The organism is Fulvimonas sp. R45 (assembly GCF_030504985.1).
GTDB lineage: Bacteria > Pseudomonadota > Gammaproteobacteria > Xanthomonadales > Rhodanobacteraceae > Rhodanobacter_A.
In genome coordinates this window covers 138,775-159,143 of sequence record NZ_JASERU010000007.1, presented here as the reverse complement: position 1 = coordinate 159,143, position 20,369 = coordinate 138,775, and the positions used below count along the sequence as shown (strand labels likewise).

Here is a 20,369-nt window from a genome sequence, read left to right as displayed (position 1 = left end):
ACATGTCTCCGGCCACCCCGTTCACGTCGACGATCCGCGGGTCTTCGGCAAACCGGATGCAGCGCCTGTTCGGCCTGTTCTGCACATGCCTGTTGCTGGTCGGCATGGCTATCGTGCCGGGCACGGCCAAGGCGACGTGCTGGTTCACCAGCGGCGCCGCGACCACCGTCAGCTTCAACGCCGGCACCATCACGCTGACGCCAAGCACGCAGATCAATGCAGTGCTGTGGACGTCGAACACGGCCAACCCCTCCAATCCGCCGGTGCTGGATTGCAATGGAAACACCAACGGCGGCATCGTCAACACCATCGCCGCATCGACCCCGGTCAACGGCGACAACACGCTGATCCCCACCGGCATCCCGGGCATTTCCTACCGTCTGCTGCATCCCGACAGCAGCACCTTGCTGGCGCTGTACCCCAATTACCCGGTCGGCAGCGGCAGCTCCACGTACAGCGTCACGTCCAACCTGCAACTGGTCTATACCGGACCTTACCTGCCTCCCAGCAACAGCACCCTGACCGGCCAGCTGTCGCAGTGGAAGATCGATATCTGCAGCAACCCGAATATCTTTTTCGGCTACTACCTTGGGTGCAACGGCTCCGTGGCGGCGCAGCCGGTGGAAACCTTCAACATCAGCGCCAACATCATCATCCAGGTCCCCACCTGCAGCGTCGATCCGGGTTCGGTGAACAAGACGGTCACCCTGCCGGGCATCAACACCGTGCAGCTTTCCGGGCAGGGCTCGACAGCCGGCAGCACGCCCTTCAGCCTGCAACTGACCAACTGCCCCACCAACCAGGGCGTCGTCATCACGCTCGGTACCGCCAACCCGCAACCCGGCGCCACCGGCGTGATCGCGCCCACGACGGGGTCGGGCTATGCAAGCGGCGTCGGCGTACAAGTCCTCAAGGCGGATGGCGCCACGCCCGTCACCTTCGGCACCCCCTTCAGCACGGGCACCACCTCCGCCAGCAACTACGCCATCAACCTGTATGCCCGCTATTACCAGACGGGCACGACCGTGTCGGCCGGCACGGTGAAGGGTGTCGCCACCTACACGCTGAACTACCAGTAGCCTATTCGTAGGTCCGCGTCACCAGCTGCGCGTCGGCGGCATGCATGGAGGCGCGGTAGTCGACGAAGTACTGCAACAGCGGGCTGCCGGCAGTCGCCGCCTTGTCCAGGCGCATCACTGAAAGCCGATACGTCGACGTGTCGGCGTGGCCTGTGGCCTGCGCCCGGCCACCGCAGGCGAAGGAACGGCTGGCCGGGACGTTCCGGGCGGCTTCCATCTCCGGCTCGACCGGGGCCGCGCAGGTCGGCACCACGATGGCGCCATTGAAGGTGATACGGCCGCTTTCCGCCCGTGCGGGAAACGTCAGGGACATGCCGCACACGAGGCATGCCGCGAGCACCGGACGAATCAGACCCATCATGCTGCCTCCTGCCGCCCTCTCTGGTAAGAGAGACGCCTGACGTGCAGATCGGCAGTCGACAATCGAGCTTTAGCGGCGCGCCGGACCGGCGCGCCGCCAAGCAGATCCCTGGTGCCCCCTGCCACTGCAACCCGATCGCGTCATGCGAGAGGTCACAATCGGCGCAACCGTGCGCTTTTCGGGGGAATACTCCGACGTATGTAATTGCGGCGTGAGCACCGGGCGGGACCTTTTCCAGGCGAATGGGCAGCATCAGAAAACGTGATACAAATCACATTCCCGGCCAAGACGAAAGGCCGCCCATGCCGCAGCCCAGATGCATGCCATGCCTCCGCACCGGCGCGAAAGGCCGGCGCCCTCCCCCTGCCACCCGGCCGGCCATGAGGAAGCGGCCAGCGCATCGGGCGATCAGCGCGAGGAGATGTACTTCTCGCGCCGGATCTGCGCCACCGGCAGGCCGTATTCCTTCAGCGCGTTGAAGGCCGCGTCGACCATGTCGGGGTTGCCGCACAGGTAGGCGATGTCGCGGTCGGCGCGCGGGGCGAGTTCGGCCAGCACGCCCTGCACGTGGCCGCTGCGATCGTTCGGACGCGGTACGGCGCGCGGCTGGCGGCTGAGGCAGCCGTGGAAGGTGAAGCCCGGGTGGGCCTGGGCAAAGGCTTCGAACTCCTCGCCGTAGAGCAGTTCGGTCTCGTTGCGGGCGCCGTACAGCAGCACCACCTCGCGATCGCCGGCGGCGAGCAGCTTTTCCAGCTTCGGCAGCATGGCGCGGTACGGGGTGACGCCGGTGCCGGTGGCCAGCAGCAGGTAGCGCGGATGGACGTCGGCGTCCTGCAGGCAGAAGCGGCCGTAGGGGCCGCTGGCGTCGACGGTGCCGCCGAGGGGCAGTTCGCCCAGCAGCTTCGTGGCCGCGCCGCCTTCCACGTAGCTCACCGCGATCTCGATGCGCCGCACCGGCGAGCTGCCGTCGCCCACCGTACCCACCGAATAGCTGCGCTTGGTCGGCATGCCGTCGTCGTAGTGGAAGTGGATCTGCAGGAACTGGCCGGGCACGAAGGCCAGCGGCTGGCCGTCCGCGCGCTCGAAGGCAAGGTGGCGCACGGTGGGCGCCAGCATGCGGCTGTCGACGAGGCGGAGCTGGAAATGATCGGCCATGGCGGTTCCGGAAACGGTGTGTATGTCCGGCGTGGCCAGACGGCAGGATGCGGCCCGTTATAATAAGGGGCTCAGCCTCCCCGGTGCAGCCCATGTCCCAGCCACACCCCGAGACGACGCCCGCGCTGGTCGTCGACAGCCTGCGCAAGACCTACGGCAACGGCGTCGAGGCGCTCAAGGGCGTCTCGCTGACCGTACAGCCCGGCGACTTCTTCGCCCTGCTCGGCCCCAACGGCGCGGGCAAGTCCACCCTGATCGGCATCCTCTCCTCGCTGGTCAACGCCAGCGGCGGCGACGCGCGCGTCTTCGGCGTGTCGGTGAACCGGCAGCGCAGCGAGGCGATGAAACTGATCGGCCTGGTACCGCAGGAAATCAACTTCAACCAGTTCGAGAAGCCGTTCGACATCTGCGTGAACGAGGCGGGCTTCTACGGCATCCCGCGCCGGGTCGCCGCCCCGCGCGCGGAGAAGTACCTCAAGGAGCTGCGCCTGTGGGACAAGGCCTTCGGCCAGGCGCGCGAGATGTCCGGCGGCATGAAGCGTCGCCTGATGATCGCCCGCGCGATGATGAACGAGCCGAAGCTGCTGATCCTCGACGAGCCCACCGCCGGCGTGGACATCGAGATCCGCCGCTCGATGTGGCAGTTCGTCAGCGGCATCAACGCCGCCGGCACCACGGTGATCCTCACCACGCACTACCTGGAGGAGGCCGAGCAGCTGTGCCGCAACATCGCGATCATCGACCGCGGCACCATCGTGGAGAACACCTCGATGAAGGCGCTGCTCGCCAAGCTGGACGTGGAGACCTTCGTGCTGGACATCGCCGCGCCGGCCGCCGAGCTGCCCGCGCTGGCCGGCATCGCGCTGCGCCGCCTGGACGCGCACACGCTGGAAGCGGAGATGGCCCGCACGCACGACCTCAACTCGCTGTTCGCGGGGCTTTCCGCGTGCGGCATTACGGTGACATCGATGCGCAACAAGACCAACCGGCTGGAAGAACTGTTCGTGCGCCTGGTCGAAGGCGGCCGCAACGGCCAGGCCGCCACGGAGGCCTCCGCATGAGCAACCTCGCCGCCAACCTCGTCGCCTACCGCACCATCGCCCGGCGCGAGATCGTGCGCATCCTGCGCATCTGGACGCAGACGCTGATCCCGCCGGTGATCACCATCACGCTGTACTACGTGATCTTCGGCAAGCTGATCGGCAGCCGCATCGGCACCATCGAGGGCTTTCCCTACATGCAGTACCTCGTGCCCGGCATGGTGATGATGAGCGTGATCAACAACAGCTACATGAACATCTCCAGCTCGTTCTTCGGCGCCAAGTTCCAGCGCTCGGTGGAGGAGATGCTGGTGGCGCCGATGTCGCACTGGGCGATCCTCTCCGGCTACGTCACCGGCGCGGTGGCGCGCGGCCTGGCGGTGGGCGCGCTGGTCCTGGTGGTGGCGCTGTTCTTCACCAGCCTGCACGTGGCGCATCCGCTGGTGGCGCTGGTGTCGATCCTGCTGGGCGCCACCATCTTCGCGCTGGCCGGCTTCATCAACGCCATCTACGCGAAGAAGTTCGACGACATCGCGCTGGTGCCCACCTTCGTGATCACCCCGCTCACCTACCTGGGCGGCGTGTTCTACTCGATCAGGATGCTGGGCGAGCCATGGCAGGCGATTTCCCGCGCCAACCCGATCCTGTACATGGTCAATACCTTCCGCTTCGGCGTGCTCGGCATCAGCGACGTGCACGTCGGCACCGCGCTGCTGGTGATGGTGGCCTTCGTGGTGGTGCTGTCCGTGTTCGCCCTGGGCCTGCTCAAGCGCGGCGTCGGCTTGCGTTCCTGATGAGCAGGCCAGCTCATCTCCAGAACCCGGCCAGATAGCACGCAAAGCAACGCCATCCGGCCGGGCGATGTGGAGAGTTGGCCGGCCCGTCCGGCGGCGGCCGTATGCGGTTGCCAGGACCGCGGCCCTTCAAGCTGAAGCGCCGCCGGAGCCCTGCCAGGCTCTCAGCCGTTTATCTTCGGGCTGCTTGGCAGCGTGCCGCTGGAAATGGCACAAACACCCAATGACCCGCTGAAACTGGCATCGCCATTGGCATTCACGGCAATGGATGCGTTGCCCGAGCAATTGAAGATGCCCGCCGCCGTCACATTGATACCGGAAACCGTACCGGTCCACGGCCCGCTTCCCGAAGGAGCGCTGATCATCCACGGCAGACGGTTCGCCTTGATCGACGTGCATACCGAACTGCCCGTGAAACTGGCCGCCGTCACCACCGCCACGCCGCTCGTGACCTGCACGGTAAACGTGCCGGTGCATGGGTAGGAAATCCCCAGGAAACTGAGATTGGTCGGGCCGGCTCCGACGATGCTGGTGCCGCTCGAGCTCCCTCCGACGGTCCATTGCGCGAACGCCGACGACGCACCCAACGTGCCCGCAAGAATCAGGGAACCCAACACCAGGGACTTGATCGCTTTCATGTGTTTCTCCTTGTGCATGTAAAGACTCGACAGGAAAGCGCGGCAGTGGCCCATGAGGGGCCGAACCGCCGCGGGGCTTGCTCGGCGGCAACCCCGTCACGCTCGACAGGATGTCGTCGGTCCCGGCGCGTTCACTTCCGTCTGCAGGTCGCCTCGAAAACCCGCAATCCGCTTCATCCGGCCTTCACCGGAAGATGCGCAAAAACCCGGTCGTTCGAGGTTCTCCACATGACGGCGTGTCGCCGGAAAGGGGGGTCCGGAATCGGTGCTCGCATGCCCCGGGTCAAATCCCCGGCCATGGCATGGCTCAATAGAACCCTTTGCGGATGGACAAACCGATGATCCGCGGATCCAGGGTGAAGACATTGGTGGTCAGGCCGCTGTCGGAGCTGTTGAGAAAAGCGCCGGTGATCGGCGTCTTGTCGAACAGGTTCTTGGCGTACAGCTGCACGGTCAGGTCGTTGTCCGGGTGCTCCCATGTGAGCGACAAGTTGGCATTGCTCCACCCACGAAGCCGGTCGATGGGGTCGTTGTACACGCGCGCCCAACTTGGTCCTTGACGATAAAAGTCACCACGCAGGACGAGGTCCGAAGCGCCCAGGAAGAAGGTGTACTGCGCGCCGATGTCGTAGGTGTAATGCGGCGCGTTCGGCAAGTCGTTGCCGCCGACATTGGTTGAGATGCCTCGCCCTCCATTGGGAGCCGTGGCGGGGTCATACACCACTCCGGTATAGCCCGAGTAAGGCGAGCCAGGCAGGTAGCCTCCCTGGATCAGGGGCGAAGTCTGCGTGCACAGGCCTGCCAGATAGGTTCCGGCACCGCCACCAATGGAGTCGACGTACTGAACGATCTTGGCCACGGCGGCAACCGGCGCGATGCAGCTTTGCGCAGCCTCGATGAAAGGCTGCACGGCAATCCAGTTCGGATCGCCATCGGTGAGGTTCATCGGGTCGATCGAGTACTGGCGGCCGCCGATGCGCGTACCCAGCAGGCCTACGCTGCCGTCCAGTCGGAAGTAATTGGTGGGCTGCCATGCAGCCTGCAACTCCGCACCCCATACTTTGGCATCGAAGTTCTCGTTCAGCGTGCCGCGGTTGCTGATTTGCGACACCTGGTAATTGCGGTAGTCGTAGTAGAACACGTCGGCATTCAGGCTCAGCTTGCCGCCGGCCAGCACGTTCTTGGTACCCAGCTCGAAGGCATTGACGAATTCGGGCTTGAACGTCGAGGGGTTGGGCGTATAGCTCATCAACGCAGGGTTGATATCGATGCCCGGTGAATTGGTACCACCCGCCACGTAGCCGCGCGAGTAGGAGGCATACAGCAACGTGCTGTCGGTAAACGGGAGCCGCGGCGTCCAGCTCAGCACCACCCGGCCGGTGGGTTCGGTCCAGCGCTGGTTGATGTTGGGCTGGGCCGGGTATCCGGAGTTGACGTAGCCGACCTGAATCGGCGTGAGGTTGGAAGAATCGGTAAGAGGCGACAGCAGCAACTGGCTGGGTATGGGCGTCGTGGTCTTGCGGTCACGGGTAATGCGCAGGCCTACCGTCAGTTTCAGGTCGTCGGCCAGTTGCCAGTAACCTTCGCCAAAGACCGCCGTGGAAAGCGTACGGGCGATATTGTCGCTGCGAAAGTAGTTATGGCCCTGGCCATTGATGCTTCCCAGCGCGTTGGGATCGATGTAGACGCAGCCATATGTGGCGCCCGGCGCGCAGGGCTGCGGGTTATTTCCCGGAAACGCGATGATGTCCGGCGTGCTGAGATTGAACGTATCCTCGGCGAGGGCCGTGAATACGTTATTGAAAACGTAGTAATTCTCGTCGATGTGGAAGTCCAGGAAATTGACGCCCACGTTGAAGTTGAACGGGCCATCGAAATCCGACTGAAGGCGGAACTCCTGCGACCACTGCCGGCTCCAGGACTGGCTGCGATCCACCGACAGCATGCCGCTGGACGCGCCCAACTGCGGATCGACGAACACCCCGCCCGGGGTCACACCGGGGTTGGTGGGGTTGCCGAAGAAATCGAGCAGCCCCGTCGAGTTGCCGAAGATCGGCACCGACGGGAAGCGGTTGTAATCCTGCTCGGAAAAGTAGGAATCGCGATCGAACAGGGTCTGCGAAACGAGTTTCAACGAAGGGCTCACCTCGCCATGCAGGTTGAGCTGCACCACGTCGTTCTTGGCATGGAAGATCGGGTCGAAAGTGGTGGCAATGGTGCGCAGGTTGGTCGACTGGGTGACGCCGGCATAAGGGTTGCCCATCACCAGGGGGACCACTGCCGAGAAGTCGGGCAAGATGCCGACCGCTGCCGGGCTGTTGCCGGCGATGACCTGTGGCAACGCATACCCGTTGGGTACGCCGAACGCGCCGCTGCCGTAGAGCGAGCCGTCCATGCACCCCGTGCTGAGGGAGCCGCGGGTACGAGGGTTGGCCACCGCCACGCCCCCTACCGAGCTGGGACCCGGATCGGTGTGGCACAGCTGCTTGCCGGTGCGCGCGCGATCGTCGTGCTCGCCGAAATGCTCCCAGATCAGGCTGGCGGTGAAGCGGTCGCTGGGTTTCCACAGCATGCTGGCACGCCCGCTCCACAGATTGCGGCCATCCACGTCCTTGTGGGTGACGGTGTTGCGCATGTAGCCGTCGCGATCGGTCCATGCACCCGCCAGGCGGAAGGCCAGCGTGCTGGACAGCGGCACGTTGAGCATGCCGCTGAAGCGGCGGGTGTCGTAGTTGCCGGTCTCGGCCTTGACCCAGGACTCGAAGCCATCCGGGTTCGGCAGGTTGGGGATCATGTTGACCACGCCGGCAGTGGCGTTGCGGCCGAACAGCGTGCCCTGCGGGCCGCGCAGCACCTCGACGTTATTGACGTCGAAGTACTCCTGCTCGAACAGGCGATTGCGCAGCAACGGGGTGTCGTTGAAGCTCACCGCCACGGCCGGATCGGTGGTGACCGACAGCGCCTGCGTACCGATGCCGCGGATCTGGAAGTTGTAGCTGGCGAAATTGGTCTTGCTGAAGGTGACGTTGGGGGTGACCTTGACCAGATCGCCGCCCGTCTCGATTTTCTGATTGTCCAGCTGCTGGCCGGTGAAAGCCGAGATGGCGATGGGCACCACCTGGATGTTCTCGGTCTTCTTTTCCGCCGTGACGTTGACGGTGGCGAGCTGGACGGGCTTGCCCGCGTCGGCGCCGTTCGCCGCTGCCGCGGCGGGTCTGGCAGCCCGCTTGACGACCACGGTGTGGCCATCGGTGAACTGGTATATCAAGCCGGTGCCCTTGAGCAGGGCCTCGAGCGCGGCTCGCGCGGATAGCCGGGCGTCGAGGCCGGGGGATTTCTTTCCGGCCACCAGCGACGGGTCGAAAAGCACCTGCAGGCCACTCTGTGCGTTGAACTGATGCAACGCCTCGCCCAGCGGCCCCGGCGCGATATGGAAGGGCGTGACTGCAGCCACGGCAGCCGACGCCGACTGCGCCATGGCGGCAGGGCCGCCGATAGCCATCCCGATGACGACAGCCAGCAGCGCCCGCTGGCAACCGCTGCACGAACGAACCCCACGACGAACCCCGGATGCGCGCATGTTCTCCCCTTTCCCAGGCCTTCAAACGGCCGTTCGACAACAAGAACGCTGCCGGCCGAAAGAACCCCTAGAAAAAACTTGCGCAATTTTTCGCCCCTCATGCGAACCTCGGGCGACCCGACGCTTTTGCTGGAGCGCACTTCGCCGATACGCACACCGTTTGCCCCGGGCGCAGCGAAGCGGGGCGGTAGTCGGGCGAAAGTCGTGGGGGGCCGGTCTGATAAGGCGCGATGCACTCAGCGCCGGCTGAGCAACGTCTCGCCACGGGCCTTGTCGAGGCGGGCGCGAATCCGGAACGCGCTCTGCAAGGCGCGCACCAGCGAAGCGGTTTGCCCGATCCTGAAATCGCCGCTGATGGGCAGCTTCTCCAGCGCCGGATCGACGATGACCAGGCGCCCGGGCCCGTAGCGGTTGACCTGGGCCACCGCCTCGCCCAGCGGGGTATCGCGAAACACCAGCTTGCCCTGCGTCCAGCCCACCGCGACCGAGGGATCGATGCTGCGCCGGCTCCATTCGCCTTCGCCGCTGACCAGCTGGTCGCCAAGGGCAAGCGTGGCAGCCTGGCCTTTTCGCGCCACGCTCACGACGCCTTCGACCACGGTGATGCTGGCCCGCGAACCGGCCACATGCACGTCGAAGCGCGTACCGATGTCGCGTATCGTGTTGCCAGCGGCGTACACGGTGAAACTCCGCCGCGGCTCGTGCACGACATCGAAAACGGCTTCACCCCTGGTCAGATGGACGATCCGCGCATGCGGACCCACGCTGGCATCCAGCACGGTATCCACGTTCAGGGTAAGGCTGGAGCCATCCGGCAAGACCACATGACGGACCTCTCCCGGCCTCGTCGCATAGTGGGTGACCACCGGAAGCGCCGCGACGGCGACATCCGCCGGGGCGCGCCATGCGAAGTATCCGCCGAGCAATGCGCCGGCGGACAACGACGCGGCCACGGCCCATCCATAGCGGCGCCTTGCCGCGGAGCGGGAGGCTTCACTGTTGCGCGCGGCGACCCTGGCTTGATGTCGCCAACCAGCGACCTCGCCGTCGCCGGCCAGGGCCGACAACTCGCCCCACAACCGTTCACTTTCGGCATAGGCGGCTGCATGGTCCGGATCGCTTGCGCGCCAGGCCTCGAAGGCACGCCGATCCACCGCGGAGCAATCGTGCGCATTGAGTCGCGCCAGCCAGCGCTCAGCCTGGTCGAAGCTCGATTCGCGGTCGTCATTGCGATCCATGGTTACTTAAACGCTCTTCTGCGATTTTCCCCTAGCGCTTTCCGGCAAATGGCCAGTGCGTGCGCGATCTGGTTTTCCACTGTGCGCTCCGAAATGCCCAGCTGCCGTGCGATGTCGCGGTAGCCCAGGCCCTCGAACCGATGCAACAGGAAGACATGGCGGCAGCGCGGCGGCAAGCCGCGAATGGCTTCCTTGACGCAATCCAGGCTCTGCCGGTCGGACAGCATGCGGTCCGGCTGCGGCTCGGGCGAGACCAGTTCCAGCTGTTCCATGTCGCAATGGCGGTCCCGCTGCCGGGTATGCGCTTGGCGGCGGTGGTCGGCGACCACATTGGCGGCAACCCGGAATAGCAGCGCACGTATTTCGCCCGCATTGCCGCACTGGCGATAACGCAGCATGTGCAGAAAAGCTTCCTGGACCGCGTCTTCGGCCATGTCCGTGTCCGCCAGCTGCCGGCGCATGTAGCGGCGGAGTCCCGGCTGCAAGGACTGCAGTACGGCAGCGAAATCGCTTTCGTCAGCGTCCGGGCCGGCGGCGCCGGCAACGGAAGCTGCGGATATCGACTGGGTACTGGAAGCGCGGGTCGACATGAGTGCTCTATGGCAAAGGCGGCCTGACCGACGAAAGCGACGCAACGTGATGGGCTGCCAGAGACCTATGTCCTGCACAACCGATGCGGACCAATCACCTCGACCTATTTAGTACCCTTTCCGACGCCGAGTACATTTGCAGCGCACCAAAGGCCGCCGGCCGATCGACCTCGCCACCCCGGCGACACAGGCGCCTGGCACGCGACCGCACTCGCGGACGGACGCCTGCTCCTCCGCTCTCCATGGCCTGCGAGCGAACAGATCCATGCGCGCGCCGAGGAAGCGCGATCCTCCCGACGCAGAAAGGCCCGGCCATCACTGGCCGGGCCTCCGGATGCTGGGCGACGACTGGCGCGCGTCCCTACGCGCCCCTTGTCATCAGAACGTCAGACTCCAGCTGTTCAGCTTGCCGCTGTCGCCGAGGTACCACGGGTCGTTGTCGATCACCTTCAGCTTCCAGGTGCCGTTGCCCTGCACCGACGAGGCGTTCACCGTCCAGGTGGCGTTGATGTTGCCGTCGTCGTTGTAGTCCGGCTGCTGCAGGATCGCGTAGGCGCCGTTCGGGGCGTACAGCACGATCTCCAGGTCGCCGGACCAGTTGTGCGTGATGTTCACGTGCACCTGCAGGTTCGAGGGCGCCGCGCCGGGTTCGCCGGTCACGCTGATGTTGCTGGTGATGGTGGCGTTGTCGCCGATCGTCTTGGCGGTATTGTTGCTGAACGTGCCGCCGTTGCCACCGCCGCTGGCGGTCACCGTCACCGACTCGGTCTTGCTGGCGCTCTTGCCGTTGCTGTCGGTCACCGTCTCGGTCACGTTGTAGGTGCCGGCCGCGGCGTAGGTGTGGCTCGGGCTGGCCGAGGTCGAGGTGCCGTTGTCGCCGAAGTTCCACGAGTGGGAACTGATCGTGCCGCCGGTATCGCTGGAGCCGTCGGTGAAGCTCACGGTCAGCCCGCTCGCGGTGTAGGTGAAGTTCGCGGTCGGGCCCGACGGCGGCGGCGTGCTGCCGCCACCCGCCACGTGGCTGACGAAGTTGGCGATGTTGATCGAGCCGAAGCCGGTGGTGTAGTCCCAGCCGGTGGCGGCCGTCTCACCCGAGTTGTTGCCCGAGGTGACGTCGTGGAAATCCGCGGCGTAGTTGGTCTTGGCGTCCGCGTAGATCAGCGGGGCCGCGAAACCGAGCTGCGGATTGGTGGCCAGCGTGCGGGCCCACACGCCGACGAACAGCGGCGAAGCCAGGCTGGTGCCGCCGATCTGCTCCTGCTGGCCGTCCACCAGCACCAGCGAGCCGGATTCCGGGCTGGCGTCGAAGGCCACGTCGGGCAGGCCGCGGTACTGGCTGCCCGCGTTCTGGCCCACGCCGTTCTGCCAGCTCGGCTGCGGCTCGAAGGTGCTGGGGCTGCCGCCGGTGGCGCCTTCGTTGGAGCTGAGGTTGTTCCACACCGTCTCGTTGGTCCAGGTGGTGCCCGAGGTGTACAGCTCGGTGCCGCCCACCGACACCACGTACTGCGAGTCGGACGGCCAGCTCGGGGTCACGCCGCCGTCGCCGCACTCGTCCGCGCCGCTGTCGCCGGAGGAGATCGAGAAGGTCTGGCCCTGCGCGGACGCCTGTTCGAAGATGTTGTCGCCGGTGGCCGCGCCGTTGGTCTCGGAGCCGGTCTCGCAGCCGCCGATGGACACGTTGATCACGCGCACCACGTTGTCGGTCACCGCCTTGTTGAAGGCGTCGAGCAGCGGCTGCGTGTTGAGGCTGGAGGTGTCGTACAGGTACAGCGCCTTGACGCCGCCGGAGATGCCGGCGATCGACTGGGTGTCCATGTCCCACTCGCCATCGCCGCTGGTGTCGCTGCCGGCGCCGTCCACCGCCACCACGTTCAGCGGGATGCTGCCGAGGCTCGGGTTCTGGCTGAGGAAGCTGCTGAAGTCGCTCTTGACGTTGGTCATGCTGCCTTCGGTGATCACGCCCACGTTGATCGTGGAGCCGGTGGCGGTGCTGCCGGCGTTGTAGATCTGCGCGAAGTCGGTCATCTTGTGGCCGGTCGCCGAGCCGCTGGCGTCGACGTGCACCGGCTTCAGCACGTGGAAGATGTGCACGTTCTGCAGGCCGACGACTTCCTGCACGATGTCCTGCAGCGAGGCGGGGATCTTCACGTCGCTGGAGGTGGCGTAGGCGTTGCGCCCGTCATGCGTGTGCACGCGCACGAACGAGGTGTGGAACGCGCTGGCCGCGGTGGCCGCCTGGCCGGAAGCGGTGACCAGCTGGCGGTTCGGCGCGATCTGGACGTTGGCGAAACCCTGCTTCTTCAGGAAGTTCGCCACGGCCTGCGCCTGCGCCTGGGTCGGCGCGTACGTCGCGTTGAACTGCGCAGGAGTCAGGTTCGGGTGGTGCGGGTTGGCCACGAACGCGTCGAGCTGGGCCTTGTTGCGCAGCTTCAACGAGACGGCCACATTCATCGACTGGCCCTGGCTCAACGCGCCCAGTACCGTGTCGCCGGCATGCAGCCGGGTGGCATGGTGGATGGTGTGCAGCGACAGGTTGTTCGTCGCGGCCTGGCTGGCGGGTGCCGCGTACAACGAGGCCGCGGCGGCCAGGCCGATGGCGGCGGTCAATGCCTTGATGCGAAAACGGTTGGACATTTGGTACTCCCCAAGTCTAGGGACGAGCCGGCCTTACGCGGCCGCTGCGACCCCGTGGCAATGAACATGTCGCACCCTCGTGCGACTCCGATTAGCTCAACGATTGCCTACCGGTTCCCGAGCCTGTCGTGGTCGCCGCTTTCCGTCGCGAAAATGCACCCGGTCGACTCATGCGGCGAACGACCCCCCGATCGCTGCGCCGCGCAGGAACCGTCCAACAGAACGTATGCCCTGCTCGACTCCCCCCGCCTGTTTCTCCTCCTGCCCCGCAAGGGCTTCGATTTCGTCGATGCGGTCACACTTGTGCGGGGAACCATCGCAAGCTGATCGATCCAACCACCCTGGACCGCACTTTTTTGCGCCGCTTCGTTCGATGCATGCATGCCGCTTCTTGACGCCGCGTTGACATCGGCCGGCATCGCGCGATGCACGCGCGTACGCACCGGCGCTGGCGTGCAAGGCATGCGCCACACCTGCAGGCCAACCCGCATTGGCGCATGCGCGGCCCGCACGCGCACACGTCACGCCATCGTTTGGACATCCAGACGGTCAGCCGTGCCTCGGAGCCTGTTCAGAGTCTCCCCGTAACTCGCGTTGCCTTGAACGGACGCTCAGGAGAATCGCAACTCCGGCTCAGTCCAGCCGGACGCCCAGGCCGGCCAGGCGGCGCAGGCCGTCGGCGCTCGGCAGCAGCGCGCGGCCGCTTCCCGCGCGGCGCAGCCAGCCGGCGTCGAGCATCGTCTCGGTCAACGCCACGCCCAGCGGCCCACCCACGTGCAGGCGGCGCTCGGTCCAATCCAGGCAGCCACGGCCACGCAGGCGCGGCAGGTTCGCCGTGAGCGCAGGGGCGCAGCCCGCACGGCGCAGGGCCTCGGCCGCATCCCCGGCGAACCGCAGGCCATCCGCGGAGGAACGCAGCCAGCCACGTTCCAGCCAGGCGTCGCACACCGCCACGCCCAGTGCGCCGGCCAGGTGCCGGTAGCAGGTGCGCGCGCGGCACAACGCGGCGTCCGCCGATGCGGCGGGCAGCGAACGCGGCGCATGCGGCAAGGCCATCGCCTCCAGCCAGGCGGCCACTTCGTCGCCGGCCAGCCGGTAGTAGCGATGGCGTCCCTGCGCGTGCACGCCGAGCAACCCGCCCTCGAGCAGCCGCTTGAGGTGCGCGCTGGCGGTAGCCGCGCCCACGCCGGCCGCGCGCGCCAGCTCGCCGGCCGGGCGTGCGCGCCCGTCCATCAGCGCCAGCAGCATCGCCGCCCGCGCCGGCTCGGCGAGCAGGGCGCCGAGCTCGGCGAGCTGGTAACGGTTGAGCGGCGCGTCGGACATGGCGCCAGTCTAGCCGTGCGGCCGCGGCGACGCTTCGGCGTACGCCGAAACCTGCCCGCGCACGCGCCGGCCACGGCCACCTCGTCGTGGCACACTGGCCGTGTCGCCACCACCGGAGTCGCGCCATGAAGTGGATCGTCAGCGCCCTGTTGCTGGGCATCGGTTTCGTCATGGGCGGCTGGTTCGTCGGCCACGGCTTCGAGCGCGGCCACAACGCGCGCTACGTCACCGTGAAAGGCCTCGCCGAGCGCGACGTGAAGGCGGACCTGGCGCTATGGCCGATCCGCTTCGTCGAGGCCGGCAACGACCTCGCCAAGGCGCAGGCGAAGATCCAACAGGACGACGCGGCGGTGCTCGCCTTCCTGCAGCGGCACAAGCTGGGCGCGGACGCCATCGCGTTCCGCCAGCTCGACGTCACCGACCGCGCCGCGCAGGCCTACGGCAACGGCCAGTATCCCAGCCGCTTCATCATCGCGCGCACGCTGATGGTGCGCAGCGCCGACGTGGACGCGGTGGCCGCCGCGGCGCAGGCCACCGGCGAGCTGGTGGCCGACGGCGTGGTGCTGGCGGACGAGAACGGCCCCGGCAACGGCGGCCCCGCCTACCTGTTCGACGGCCTCAACCGGCTGAAGCCGGCGATGATCGCCGAGGCCACGAAGAACGCGCGCGCCGCCGCCGAGCAGTTCGCGCGCGATTCCGGCAGCCGGCTCGGCGGCATCCGCCGCGCCAACCAGGGCGTGTTCGAGATCCTGCCGCGCGACAAGGCGCCGATGCTGCAGGCCGACAAGCAGGTGAACAAGACGGTGCGCGTGGTGGCCACCCTGGACTACCGGCTGGCGGACTGATCGCGGCGCCCGCCCGCTTCAGGTACCGCGCGGCTTGGCGCGGTGCGTGGGCGTGGCGTCCCACGGGTCGTCGGGCCAGGGGTGCCGGGGATAGCGGCCCTTCAGTTCCTTCTTCACTTCCGGATAGGTGCGTTCCCAGAAGCCTTTCAGGTCCTGCGTGACCTGGATCGGGCGGCCGGCCGGCGACAGCAGGTGCAGCGTCACCGGCACGCGGCCGCCGCCCACGCGCGGGGTGTCGGCCAGGCCGAACAGTTCCTGCAGCTTCACCGCCAGCACCGGCGGCGCGTCGGGCGCGTAGTCCAGCCGGCGCGCCTGGCCACTGGGCACGACCAGGCTGTCGGGCGCCTGCGCGTCGAGCAGGCGCCGCTGCTCGTGGCCGAGCAGGGACGACAGCGCCTGCGACAGCGCGTCCTCGCCCAGCGCGTCGAGCCGGCGCTTGCCGTGCAGGCAGGGCGCCAGCCAGTCCTCGAGCGTGGCGAGCAGGTGCTCGTCCGACACGTCGGGCAGGCCCGCCTCCGGCATCCATGCGCGCAGGGCCTGCATGCGCAGGCGCAGGCGGCGCGCGTGGCCGCTCCACGGCAAGGCGTCGAGGCCCTTGTCGCGGATCGCGGCGAGCAGCGCCGGCAGCGCGTCTTCCGGCTGTACCGGCACGCTGCGCCGTTCCAGCACGATGGCGCCGAAGCGCCGCTCCTCGAACGCTTCCACCGCGTCGCGCGCCTCGTTCCAGCGCAGCGCGCGCCCGCGCGTGAAGCGCTGCGGGAAGTCGCGCTCGAGCAGGCGCGGGTCGAGCGGCGCGGCGGCCAGCACCAGGCTGTCGCGCGCCTCGTGGCGCAGATCCAGCACCACCAGCCACGGCTCGCCCAGCAGCGCCGTCTGTTCGTGCAGGCGCGCGCCGCGGCCGTTGGCGAGCGTGTAGCGCAGCGGGTTGGCGTCGTCGCGGCGGGCGATGCGGTCGGGGAAGGCGTGCGCCAGCAGGTCGCCCACCGCGTGGCTGTCGGGCGTGCCGCTGGCGGCGCTGCGCGCGCCGAGGCGACGGCGCCAGCCTTTCGCGGCCTGCTCGATCGCCGCCAGCGCGCCGGCATCGGCCTCGCGCGCGCCGCCGCGGCGGTCGCGCCAGGCATGCAGGGCGGCCACGCGCACGCGGAAGTCGTCGCTGCGCGCCGCCTCGCCGCGCAGCGGCGAGCGCGCTTCCATCAGCGCCAGCAGGTCGGCGGCCAGCGGGCGCAGCCCCCCGGGTGCCCGCAGCGCGGCGGCGGCGAGGCGCGGCGCGGCGCCCAGTTCCAGCATGCGCCGGCCCAGCGGGGTGATGCGGCCATCCGCCTCCAGCGCGCCGAGCGCGGCGAGCAGCTCGCGTGCCTGCGCCAGCGCGCCGGCGGGCGGCGGATCGAGCCATGGCAGCCCGGCGCTCCCCCAGGCCGCCAGCTCCAGCGCGAGAGCGGACAGTTCCGCCTGGGCGATCTCCGGCATGCGCGCCGGCTCCAGCCGCCGGCTCTGCGGCCACAGCCGGTAGGCCGTGCCCTCGGCCACGCGGCCGGCGCGGCCGGCGCGCTGGTCGGCCGAGGCCTGCGAGATGGCCACCGTCTCCAGCCGGGTGAAGCCGGTATTGGGGTCGAAGCGCGGCTCGCGCGCGAGGCCGCTGTCGATCACCGTACGGATGCCCGGCAGGGTGACGCTGGACTCGGCGACGTTGGTGGCCAGCACGATGCGGCGCGTGCCTGTCCTGAGCGTGTCGAACGGGCCGGGGTCAGCGGGGGACAGCGCGTGCTGCTGCTCGGCCAGCGACAGTTCGCCGTGCAGTGGCACGATGTCGATCAGCAGGCCTTCCCCTCTCCCTTCGGGAGAAGAGCCTGCCCCGGACTCGATTCGGGATACCCCGGCTGGGGCGGATGAGGGTACGGGCGAAGCGCGATGCCCCGCTCCGCCCGTACCCTCACCCCCGGCCCCTCTCCCGAAGGGAGAGGGGAGCAATTGCTCGAGCACCGCCTGCGCGCGGGCGATCTCGCGGCGGCCGGGCAGGAAGGCGAGCACGTCGCCGTCGTTCTCCGCCAGTGCCTGCCTCGCCACGCGGGCCAGATGGTGTTCCAGGCTTTCCTGCGCACGCGCCGGCGGATGCTCGATGCGCACCGGATGGCTGCGGCCGGGGCTGGTGATGCGCGGCGCGTCCAGCCACTGCGCGATGCGCTCGCCGTCCAGCGTGGCGGACATCACCAGCAGGCGCAGGTCGGGCCGCAGCGTGGCCTGCACGTCCAGCGCCAGCGCGGCGCCGAGGTCACCGGCCAGGTGGCGCTCGTGGAATTCGTCGAACAGGATCGCGCCGATGCCGGCCAGCTCGGGGTCATCCTGGATCAGCCGGGTGAGGATGCCCTCGGTGACCACCTCGATGCGCGTGGCCGCGCCCGTCTTCGACTCGAAACGGATGCGGTAGCCGACGGTCCGCCCCACCTCCTCGCCCAGCTGGCGCGCCATGAACTGCGCGGCGGCGCGCGCCGCGATGCGGCGCGGTTCCAGCATCACGATCCTGCGCCCGCCCAGCCACGGCGCGTCGAGCAGCGCCAGCGGCACCTGGGTGGTCTTGCCCGCGCCGGGCGGCGCCTCCAGCACCAGCCGCGGCCGCGCGTCGAGCGCGGCGCGGATCTCGGGCAGCAGGGACGTGATCGGAAAAGCGGGCATGGGCGGCGTCATGACGCGCGCATGATAACGGCCCGGCCAGCCGTCTCCCGCCGCAGTGGGCGGGAGACGGCGAAACTCAGCGCGCCGGGGCCGTCTCCACGGCGGCCTGCGGCTTCGCGCGCAAGGGCTTCAGCGATTCGAACTCGCGCTGGTATTCGTTGGTGACGTCGCGCGCCTCGCTGCTGTTGCGGATCACCCGCGGGGTGATCAGCACGATCAGCTCGGTGCGGTTGCGGTGGCGCGAGGTGCTGCCGAACAGCCGGCCGAGCACCGGGATGCGGTTGAGCCCCGGGATGCCGGTGTCGGCGGCGCCCTCGTCCTGCTGGATCAGGCCGCCCAGCAGCACGGTCTGGCCGCTCTGCACCGCCACCTGGGTGCCGATCTCGCGCTGCGAGATGGTGGGGTTGCCGTTGCTGCCGCTGGCGTAGTTGGGCGTGCTGACCTGCTGCTGGATGTCGAGGTAGATCAGGCCGCCCGGGTTGACCCGCGGCTGCACGTTGAGGATCACGCCGGTGTCCAGGTAGTTCACCTGGTTGTAGGTGTTGTCGGTGCCGACGGTGGAGACGCTGGTCTGGTTGATCGGCACCTCGTCGCCCACCGCGATGTGCGCGGTCTGGTTGTTCATCACCACCAGCGAGGGCGCGGACAGCGTCTTGGTGTTGCCGCTGGTCTCCACCGCGCGCAGCGCCACCTGCAGGTTGTGGTTGACGAAGGAGTAGAACAGCGCATCGCCCGGCTTGGTGCTGCTGCCCGGGAAGTAATTGACGCCGCCCTCGCCCAGCGCGCCCTGCTGCTGGTTGCCCGGCTGGCCCGGCACGTAGCCGCCCTGGCCGTCGGGATGGCCGCCGATCAGCCCTTCCAGGTACCACTGCACGCCGAACTGGAACTGCCCGGTGAGGTTCACCTCGAGGATGCGCGTCTCGATCTGCACCTGCAGCGGCACGTTGTCCAGCTTCTGGATGGCACCCTGGATCTCCGCCCACTGCGAAGGCCGCGCGCGCACCAGCAACTGGTTGTTGTTGTCCACCGAGCCGATCCGGATGCTGCCGTCGGCGGAGCTGTATTCCTGGTCCTGGCTGGCGCCGTTGCCGCGGTTGGTGCCCGACATGGCGCCATTGCCCATGCCCTGGCCGAAACCGCCGCCGCCGAAGCCGCCGCGTCCGCCCAGGCCCGACGAGGTGCCGCCGGCCAGGCCGTTGCCGCCGTTCATGCCGTTGTTGTTGCCGAAACCGCCGAAGCCACCGGCGCCGCTGCCCATGCCGCTGGCGTTGCCGCCGCCCAGGCCCAGCGAGCCGGACGCCAGCCCCGGGCCGACCTGGCCGCCGTTGTCGCCGCCGCCGCTCCCGCTGCCGTTGGTGTAGATCTGCGCCAGGTACTTGGCCAGTTCCGAGGCCTTGATGTTGCGCACGTCGTAGACGTACAGCCGCGGCTGGTTGCCGCCGCCCTGGTCGATGCGCTCGATCCAGTCGCCCACCTCGTTGACGTAGCCGGGCTGCGTGCTGATCACCACCAGCGCGTTGGTGCGCTTGATCGGGATGAAGCGCAGCATGCCGGCCAGCGGAGTGTCGCCCTTGTCGCCGAACATCTTGTCGAGCTGCGGCATCAGCTCGTCCACGCTGGCGTACTGCAGGTTGTACACGCCCACCGACATGCCCTTGAGCCAGTCCACGTCGAAGGTGTGGATGGTGCGCGCGTAGTTGGCCAGGTCGTCCGGCGTGCCGGACAGCACCAGCACGTTGCGCGCCGCGTCGGCCAGCAGGATCGCGTCGGGCCGCGCGAACGGCTTCATCAGCTTCTGCATCTCGGTGGCGGAGATGTAGTGCAGCGGGAACAGCCGCGCCTGCAGGCCGGCCTGGGGCGCGGGCGCGCCCAGGCTGGGCACCAGGTTGCCGGCCACCGCGTCCTTCGCCGGCATCACCACGTAGCCGCCGGCGCGCTCGACCAGCGCGTTGTTGGTCCACGACAGCAGCGTCTCCAGGATCGGCAGCGCCTGGCTGGCGTCCACCGGCTCGGAGGTGGAGAAGGAGATGTTGCCCTGCACGCCGGGCACGATGGTGTAGTTCTTCTTCAGCAGGTCGCCCAGGATCGCCTTCACCACCGCCTGCACCGGCTGGTTCTCGAAGTTGAAGGTGACCGCGTTGGCGCCGCTGGCCGCCGCGCGCGGATGCGCCAGCGGCACCGGGCGCACGAAGGTGCCGGTGCCGGTGCGGACCTGCGCGGTGGAGACGGCTTCCTGCGACGGGGCGAGGCTGTTGTTCAGCGGCAGCGGCTTGGGTGGCGGCGACTGGGTACCGGCCATCGCCTCGCGCTGCAGGGCGCCGTCGTCCCGCGGCTGCGGCAGGCTGGCGCAGCCGCCGAGCAGGACCACCAGCGCGACCGCGCCGGTACGGGTGAACGGGTGCAAGGACGTGCGGGGCATGGA

General features: G+C 68.1%; 14 protein-coding genes. 4 read left to right on the top strand and 10 right to left on the bottom strand.

Translation table 11 applies throughout. The features are described 5' to 3' along the window. Nucleotides 1-56 precede the first annotated feature (56 nt). Complete coding sequence (locus tag QMK61_RS09005; protein WP_302071859.1) at nt 57-1,079, top strand: fimbrial protein; 1,023 nt, start codon at nt 57-59, stop codon at nt 1,077-1,079. Between the two features lies 1 nt (nt 1,080). Here QMK61_RS09005 and QMK61_RS09000 read toward each other — a convergent pair whose 3' ends face one another. Together QMK61_RS09000 and QMK61_RS08995 are read right to left on the bottom strand one after the other, a co-directional pair. Beyond that, nucleotides 1,081-1,440 carry a hypothetical protein gene (locus QMK61_RS09000; protein ID WP_302071858.1) on the bottom strand — a complete coding sequence of 120 codons (360 nt, stop codon included), beginning with the start codon at nt 1,438-1,440 and terminating at the stop codon, nt 1,081-1,083. A 408-nt stretch (nt 1,441-1,848) separates the two neighbouring features. Further along, on the bottom strand, nt 1,849-2,595 hold the full coding sequence (locus QMK61_RS08995) for an FAD-binding oxidoreductase (protein ID WP_302071857.1): 747 nt from the start codon (nt 2,593-2,595) through the stop codon (nt 1,849-1,851). A 92-nt stretch (nt 2,596-2,687) separates the two neighbouring features. On the opposite strand from QMK61_RS08995, the gene QMK61_RS08990 reads away from it, so the two are divergent. Together QMK61_RS08990 and QMK61_RS08985 are read left to right on the top strand one after the other, a co-directional pair. Next, entirely contained in the window at nt 2,688-3,656 is a 969-nt protein-coding gene (locus tag QMK61_RS08990) for an ABC transporter ATP-binding protein (protein WP_302071856.1), read from the top strand. Beyond that, complete coding sequence (locus QMK61_RS08985; RefSeq protein WP_302071855.1) at nt 3,653-4,429, top strand: ABC transporter permease; 777 nt, start codon at nt 3,653-3,655, stop codon at nt 4,427-4,429. The genes QMK61_RS08990 and QMK61_RS08985 overlap by 4 nt, the downstream gene beginning before the upstream one ends. Before the next feature lie 164 nt (nt 4,430-4,593). Here QMK61_RS08985 and QMK61_RS08980 read toward each other — a convergent pair whose 3' ends face one another. The 6 genes from QMK61_RS08980 to QMK61_RS08955 all read right to left on the bottom strand — a co-directional run bounded on the left by QMK61_RS08980 (nt 4,594) and on the right by QMK61_RS08955 (nt 14,432). Continuing rightward, entirely contained in the window at nt 4,594-5,067 is a 474-nt protein-coding gene (locus QMK61_RS08980) for a hypothetical protein (protein ID WP_302071854.1), read from the bottom strand. A gap of 307 nt (nt 5,068-5,374) precedes the next feature. Then, nucleotides 5,375-8,647: a TonB-dependent receptor gene (locus tag QMK61_RS08975; RefSeq protein ID WP_302071853.1), complete on the bottom strand. Its 3,273-nt coding sequence runs from the start codon at nt 8,645-8,647 to the stop codon at nt 5,375-5,377. Nucleotides 8,648-8,883: 236 nt separating this feature from the next. Beyond that, a complete protein-coding gene (locus tag QMK61_RS08970) occupies nt 8,884-9,885 on the bottom strand; it encodes a FecR domain-containing protein (protein ID WP_302071852.1) in 1,002 nt (333 codons plus the stop codon). Between the two features lie 2 nt (nt 9,886-9,887). Next, nucleotides 9,888-10,475: an RNA polymerase sigma factor gene (locus QMK61_RS08965; RefSeq protein ID WP_302071851.1), complete on the bottom strand. Its 588-nt coding sequence runs from the start codon at nt 10,473-10,475 to the stop codon at nt 9,888-9,890. Nucleotides 10,476-10,853: 378 nt separating this feature from the next. Then, nucleotides 10,854-13,109, bottom strand: coding sequence for a protease pro-enzyme activation domain-containing protein (locus QMK61_RS08960; RefSeq protein WP_302071850.1), 2,256 nt, complete (start codon nt 13,107-13,109; stop codon nt 10,854-10,856). Between the two features lie 633 nt (nt 13,110-13,742). Then, nucleotides 13,743-14,432, bottom strand: a complete 690-nt coding sequence (locus tag QMK61_RS08955) for a winged helix-turn-helix domain-containing protein (RefSeq protein WP_302071849.1) — start codon at nt 14,430-14,432, stop codon at nt 13,743-13,745. Between the two features lie 125 nt (nt 14,433-14,557). On the opposite strand from QMK61_RS08955, the gene QMK61_RS08950 reads away from it, so the two are divergent. Continuing rightward, nucleotides 14,558-15,277 carry an SIMPL domain-containing protein gene (locus QMK61_RS08950; protein ID WP_302071848.1) on the top strand — a complete coding sequence of 240 codons (720 nt, stop codon included), beginning with the start codon at nt 14,558-14,560 and terminating at the stop codon, nt 15,275-15,277. Nucleotides 15,278-15,295: 18 nt separating this feature from the next. Here the strand turns inward: QMK61_RS08950 and hrpB are convergent, their stop codons facing one another. After that, nucleotides 15,296-17,947, bottom strand: coding sequence for an ATP-dependent helicase HrpB (gene hrpB / locus QMK61_RS08945; protein WP_302071847.1), 2,652 nt, complete (start codon nt 17,945-17,947; stop codon nt 15,296-15,298). Nucleotides 17,948-18,023: 76 nt separating this feature from the next. Beyond that, nucleotides 18,024-20,366, bottom strand: coding sequence for a type II secretion system secretin GspD (gspD, locus tag QMK61_RS08940; RefSeq protein WP_302071846.1), 2,343 nt, complete (start codon nt 20,364-20,366; stop codon nt 18,024-18,026). Between the last annotated feature and the right edge of the window lie 3 nt (nt 20,367-20,369).